We start from the raw sequence: 6,209 nt of genomic DNA, 5'->3' as shown, positions 1-6,209 counted from the left end.
CAGTACGGCATCGGACTCGGCGGCGACCCGCTCGGGCCCGCCCTGCCCCGACTCCCGCTCCTGGAGCGGCAGGAGGACCGGGAGCGGCTCGTCCGGCTCCTCGCGCGCGGCCGTTCCGTCCGGCTCACCGGCCCGTCCGGCTCCGGGCGCACCGCGCTGCTCGACCAGATAGCAGAGGACTGCCTCGACATCGCGCCCGACGGCGTGGTCCGGCTGTCCGGCCACCGCCGCTCCGCGAGCGACGTCCTGTACGACCTCTTCGGCGCGGTCTACAACGCACCGCTGCACCGCCCCGACCGCACCCTGCTGCTCGAACTCGTCCACGAGATCGGTGCCGTCGTCGTCCTGGACGACCTGGAGTTCGGTGGCGCCGCGCTCGACGAACTCCTCGAAGCGACGCCCGAGTGCGCCTTCCTGCTGTCCGCGACGCCCGACGTCGCCGCGCCGTCCGCCGACTCCCATGTGGAGGAGGTCTTCCTCGGCGGGCTCGGCCGCGGCAGCAGCCTCGAACTCCTGGAGTGGGCCGTCGGCCGCGTCCTCACCGACGAGGAGGCGCAGTGGGCCGGTGACCTCTGGTTCGAGTCCGAGGGGCTGCCGCTGCGCTTCGCGCAGGCCGGTGCCCTGCTGCGCCAGCGCGACCTGCTGCGCTCCGACCCGAACGCCTTCGACGAGTACGGCTACTACGAGGGCCCCGAGGCCGCCCCGGTCGACGCGCCCTTCGACGCCGCCGACGGGCACGACGTGCCGCTGCCCTCGCTCGCCGACGGGGCCGCGCCCGCCGCGCTGCTCGCCTCCCGGCTGAGCGAGTCGGCCCGCGCCACCCTGCGGTTCGCCGTCGCGCTGGGCGGCGAGATCCCGCACCAGGCGCACCTGCCCGCACTCGTCGGCGACACGCACGCCGACGCGGCCCTCTCCGAGCTCGTCGCCGGCGCACTGGTCACCGCCGTCGGCGGCCGCTACCGGCTCGCCTCCGGAGTGCAGACCCAGCTGGAGGCCGTGGGCTACGCCGACGACATGGTCGGGCACGCGGACGCCGCCGCCCGGCACTACGCCTGGTGGGCCGGTCACCCGTCCGTCGGGCCCGAGCGGGTCGCCGCCGAGTCCGATGCCGTACTGGCCGCGCTCCTGGCCCTCGTACCGTCCACGACGCCGCCCGTCGACGGCGGGACCAGCGCGTCCGTGGAGCTGGCCCGGGCGGCCGCGCCCGCCTTCGCCGCCGGGCTCGCCTGGAGCGCCTGGGAGCGGGCGCTGCGGGCCGGGCAGGAGGCCACCCGGCTGGCCGGCGAGGTCCCCGAAGAGGCCTATTTCCACCACGAGTTGGGCATCCTCGCGCTGCTCGGCGGGCAGCTCGACCGGGCCCGCGCCGAGCTGGAGGCCTCCATCGGCCTGCGCGGCGCCCTCGCCGACAAGCGCGGCACGATCGCCGGGCGCCGCGCGCTCGCCCTGGTCGCGGACCGCTCGGGCGGCGCGCTGCCCGGCGGGCGCACGGCCGCGGGCGAGGAAGTCCCGGACGCGATGTACGAGGAGTCGCAGTCGCCGCCCGGTGGCGTGCCCGCCGCCTACGCGCTGCCCGAACCGCCGCGCGAGCCGGACACGCTGGTGACCCGGCAGGCCCCGCCCGGGCCCCCGCCGACCGTCGTCGGCGGCCGGGCGCCCTCGCGCAAGTCGGTCGTCACCGGCACCCGGCGCAACCTCGTCGCGGCCGGCGCCGGAGCGCTGCTCGCGGCGGTGCTCGGCACGGTCGTGACGCTCGGCGCCACGTCGAACAACGACGAGCCGCCGTCCGACAAGGTCGGCACGAACCCGTCGGCGTCGGCGGGGGAGAACGGCGGGGAGCTCGGCGCGGACAAGGCCGACAAGGGCGGCGGTGGCGGCGGTCCGTCGTCGTCGAAGCCGACCGACCCCGGCCAGGACGGCATCCCCGGCACGGCGGACGATCCGACGCCGTCGACCGGCTCCAGCGGTGAGCCGTCGGACGACCCGAGCGGCTCGAAGTCGCCGGACAAGCCGACGAAGTCGCCCGACAAGCCGACGACCAAGCCGCCCACCACGAAGCCGCCGACGACCAAGCCGCCCACCACGAAGCCGCCGACCACGAAGCCGCCGACGTCCGAGCCGCCGACGACCCCGCCGACGTCCGAGCCGCCGACGACGCCGCCGGAGTCGTCCCCGGACACCTCCGACTCGGCGAGCGCGCCGGTCTCTCCGACGGGGACCAGCGCCACCAGCACCGCCACCGTCATGTAGGAGCGCCCCGTCAGGGGCGCGGGGAACTGCGCGCTCAGCCACAGAAATGCCGCAGACGCATCTGCTCGGTCCATGAGCAGATGCGTCTGCGGCATTTCGTGGGGTGCTCGCGCAGGTCTCCCGGATGGCCGGGAAACGACGGGTCAGAACAAGCGGAGCTTGTCGTCCTCGATGCCGCGCATCGCGTCGTAGTCGAGGACGGCGCAGCCGATGCCCCGGTCGGTGGCGAGGACGCGTGCCTGCGGCTTGATCTCCTGGGCGGCGAAGATGCCGCGGACCGGCGCGAGGTGCGGATCGCGGTTCAACAGCTCCAGGTAGCGCGTGAGTTGCTCGACGCCGTCGATCTCGCCCCGGCGCTTGATCTCGACGGCGACGGTCTGCCCGTCGGCGTCGCGGCAGAGGATGTCGACCGGACCGATCGCCGTCATGTACTCGCGGCGGATCAGTGAATAGCCCTCGCCGAGCGTCTCGATGCGGTCGGCGAGCAGCTCCTGGAGGTGCGCTTCCACGCCGTCCTTGATGAGACCCGGATCGACGCCGAGTTCGTGCGAGGAATCGTGGAGGATTTCCTCCATCGTGATGATGAGTTTCTCGCCCGCTTTGTTGATGACGGTCCACGTGCCCTCGTCGTCGCCGGTGCCCTCCTTCAAGGTGCACGGCGGGGACATCCAGTTGAGGGGCTTGTAGGCCCGGTCGTCCGCGTGGATGGAGACGCTGCCGTCCGCCTTCACGAGGATCAGGCGCGGGGCCGACGGCAGATGGGCGGTGAGGCGGCCCGCGTAGTCCACGGAGCAACGGGCGATGACAAGACGCATGGTCGGCAACGCTACTCGACACCCCCTGGTCCACGCACTTCGCCCCAGTAGGCCCCCGTTCGTTATTGGCCGGTTGTGTGCGAACCATGCGCTCCACGCCCTGTTGCCGCCCGGACGCGTTGCTTACCGTAGAAGCAGGAGGTCGCGACGCGTGCACGCTGCGTGTTCGATGAGCGGTGCGTTCCGCGGGCTCCCGGCCTGTCCGTCAACCCCCGCTTCCTGGCGGGGGTGCGAGAGGAGTACCCATGTCGCTCGACGTCTCACCGGCACTGTTGGAACAGGCCGAGCGAGGCGAGGTCGACGAAGGTGACTTCGTCGACTGCGTCCGGACCTCCCTGCCTTACGCATGGGAGATGATCAGCTCCCTGGTGGCCCAGCTGAAGGTCGACGGTGGAGAGTTCGCCGACAACCAGACGCCGCCGCCGGACGAGCAGGCACGCGGGCAGTTGCTGCGTGCGCTCGCGAGTGACGCGATACGCGGCGCGCTGCAGCGGCACTTCGGTGTTCGGCTGGCGTTCCAGAACTGCCACCGGGTAGCGGTCTTCCCGCTCGACCCGGCGGTGGACGACACGCTGGCCCGCTTCACCTCGGTCCGCAACCAGCTGCTCAACCAGTCGCCCGAGCTGCGCGACTGCTGACGGCTGATGCCGTAGTTCGGCTTGCCGGCCGCCCGTACGCGGGAGGTGCATCTGTACGGGCGGCAGGCGCCGAATCACGGCGCCGGGGAGCAACTCAACGGGGACTCAGCGGAGTTGGGGCAGGACCTCGGCTCCCAGGCGGCGCACGTTCTCCTCCGTCGCCGCGAGATCGCCGGAGCCTTCGACGAGCAGCGCGAACCGCGTGATGCCGGTCCGCTCCGAGGTGGTGGCGAGCCGGTCCGCGCACAACTGCGGCGTCCCCACCGGGTGGAGGCCGCACAGCAGCTCCGTGTACGCGAGGGGGTCCCGCATCGCCCGGGCGCGTCCGTCGACCGTGACGTGGGCGTCCAGGCCCTGCTTCAGCCAGCCCGGCATCGCCTTCAGGAGTGCCTCGGCCGCCTCCGCCTTGCGGTCGCCGATCTGGGCGACACCGGCGGAGACGTGCGGCGCGGCGATGATCTCGTCCGGGGTGCGCCCTGCCTCGCGCGCGCAGCGCCGCCACAGGGCGACCATCTCCGCCTTCTCCGCGTCGCCGACGTGCATGCCGAGCAGCATCGGCAGACCCCGCTCGGCGGCGAGCCTGACGCTCTTCGGCGACGTACAGGCGACGACGACCTCGGGACCCTCGGTGTCGGTGCCGCCGATCGCCTCGGCTGGCCGCGGCACGACCGGGACCGTACGGAAGGCGAACCGCTCTCCCTCGCTCGCCACGTGGGAGTCGCGCAGCCAGCGCAGCAGCAGGTCGAGCGATTCGGGGAACCCCTCCTCGTACGCCTCCACGCCCGCGCCGAAGACCTCCAGGTCCACCCACGGGCCGCCGCGCCCCACGCCCAGCGAGAAGCGCCCGCCGGACGTCAGGTGCAGCAGCGCCGCCTGCTCTCCCAGGGCCACCGGGTGCGCGGTCGGCAGCACGCTCACCGCCGTGCCGACCCGCACCGTGCGGGTGCGGCCGAGCAGTAACGCGGCCAGTGTGATCGCCGACGGGCACGTCCCGTACGGCACGAAGTGATGCTCGGCGAGCCACACCGAGTCCAGGCCGGCCTCCTCGGCGACCTCCGCCGACCGCACCGCACGGTGCAGTGCCTCCCCCTGGCCCTGACCCGGGAACTGGGCGGCCAGTACAAACGTCCCTACGCGCATCGCACTCCTGCCTTCCTTAAGGCGCCGACGCGGGCACTCCCCTGAAGGCATTAACGGCTGGCAAGTGCCAAGGACACGGCTCGGCATGCAGATTGGCAGATTTTACGGAGAACCGTGGCGGGTGCGCGGGAGTGACGAGCGTCGGGTACCCCGTCGGCCTCGGCGTACGCTGGTGGTGACCCCTACCCCGTAGTGACACCGTGAGGTGAGCCGTGTCCCCGCGTCGCAACCGCCCCCAGGGCGGCGGATCGTCCAGCAGTGGCAGCGACGACGAGGGGCGGCGCTACGGCGGGTTCCAGTCCGCCGAGAGCTGGCAGGGCGAGCAGTGGAGCGTGCGGCACGTGGCGGGCGCCAGCGCGGCCGGCAAGACCTACCGCTGCCCGGGCTGCGACCAGGAGATCGGCTCCGGGGTCGCCCATGTCGTCGCCTGGCCCGAGTACGGCGGGGTGGACGACCGGCGGCACTGGCACAAGGCGTGCTGGAACGCGAAGGACCGCCGCACCACGAAGGTGCAGCGGTCCAGGAACGCGCCCCGGTACTGACCGGGCAACCGCCCTACACGTCGCGGTTGTTGAGCGTGAGGAAGGCGCCGCCGAGCGCCACGCCCGTCACGGCGATCATGATCCACAGCGGGTCCCAGCCGGTCGGGCCCGAACCGGCGGTCACCGAGTTGTCGTAGAGCACGGCGAGCTGGCTGGGGACCGAGTACTCCAGCAGGGCCTGCTGCAGGTCCTTCAGCGACTCCGAGAACATGAAGATCGCGAGGACGAGGGGCAGCAGCACCACGCCGATCATGATCGTGATCGCGCCCGCCGAGTGCCGCACCAGCGTGCCGACGGCCAGCCCGAGCAGGCCGAGCAGCGCCACGAACAGGCCGACGCCGACGGTCGCCTTGAACCACTGGGAGCCGGCCGGCGAGTCCACGCCCAGGATGCCGACCTGGAGCGCGCCGACGAGCGCCGCGAACACCGTGGTCAGGACGAAGACCAGCGCGAAGAAGACGATCGCCTTCGCCGCGAGCACCCGGCTGCGGCTGGAGCAGGCCGTCAGCGTCGTGCGGATCATGCCGGTGCCGTACTCCGACGCGATGGTCAGGACGCCGAGCGTGATCACGCAGATGGTGCCGAGGAGGACGCCGAAGAAGCCGAAGCTGAGCACCTCGTCGCTGCTCGGTGTCACCGTGTCGGCGGCGGACACGACCGCGGCTGAGGCCAGGCCGATGCCGACCATGAGCACGATCATCACGCCGAGCGTCCACATCGTGGAGCGCACGGAACGGATCTTCGTCCACTCCGAGGCGAGCGCGTCCCCGAGGTGGGCGCGGCGCACCGGGATCGGCGAGGCGTACCCGGGACCGGGGCCGGGCGCC

6 protein-coding genes are annotated in these 6,209 nt (G+C 72.7%); 3 read left to right on the top strand and 3 right to left on the bottom strand.

Features of this window, described 5'->3' with window-relative positions; all coding sequences use genetic code 11:
• A partial coding sequence (locus M4J07_RS46140) for an ATP-binding protein (protein WP_255983074.1) occupies positions 1–2,247 on the top strand: 2,247 nt, incomplete at its 5' end.
• Positions 2,248–2,390: 143 nt separating this feature from the next.
• Here the strand turns inward: M4J07_RS46140 and nucS are convergent.
• On the bottom strand, positions 2,391–3,062 hold the full coding sequence (gene nucS / locus M4J07_RS46135) for an endonuclease NucS (RefSeq protein WP_255983072.1): 672 nt from the start codon (positions 3,060–3,062) through the stop codon (positions 2,391–2,393).
• Positions 3,063–3,307: 245 nt separating this feature from the next.
• Here nucS and M4J07_RS46130 point away from each other — a divergent pair, with 245 nt between their 5' ends.
• Positions 3,308–3,700, top strand: coding sequence for an SCO5389 family protein (locus M4J07_RS46130; protein ID WP_255983070.1), 393 nt, complete (start codon positions 3,308–3,310; stop codon positions 3,698–3,700).
• Between the two features lie 105 nt (positions 3,701–3,805).
• Here the strand turns inward: M4J07_RS46130 and M4J07_RS46125 are convergent, their stop codons facing one another.
• Positions 3,806–4,840: an LLM class flavin-dependent oxidoreductase gene (locus tag M4J07_RS46125; RefSeq protein WP_255983068.1), complete on the bottom strand. Its 1,035-nt coding sequence runs from the start codon at positions 4,838–4,840 to the stop codon at positions 3,806–3,808.
• A gap of 212 nt (positions 4,841–5,052) precedes the next feature.
• On the opposite strand from M4J07_RS46125, the gene M4J07_RS46120 reads away from it, so the two are divergent.
• Positions 5,053–5,382, top strand: a complete 330-nt coding sequence (locus M4J07_RS46120) for an ATP/GTP-binding protein (RefSeq protein ID WP_255983066.1) — start codon at positions 5,053–5,055, stop codon at positions 5,380–5,382.
• Between the two features lie 13 nt (positions 5,383–5,395).
• On the opposite strand, the gene M4J07_RS46115 is transcribed toward M4J07_RS46120, so the two are convergent.
• On the bottom strand, positions 5,396–6,209 hold an 814-nt coding region (locus tag M4J07_RS46115; protein WP_305129017.1), incomplete at its 5' end, for an ABC transporter permease subunit.

Source organism: Streptomyces longispororuber, from assembly GCF_024448165.1.
In the GTDB taxonomy this organism is placed as follows: Bacteria; Actinomycetota; Actinomycetes; order Streptomycetales; family Streptomycetaceae; genus Streptomyces; species Streptomyces longispororuber_A.
The sequence above is the reverse complement of the archived record's forward strand: the minus strand, read 5'-3'. Positions and strand labels throughout refer to the sequence as shown.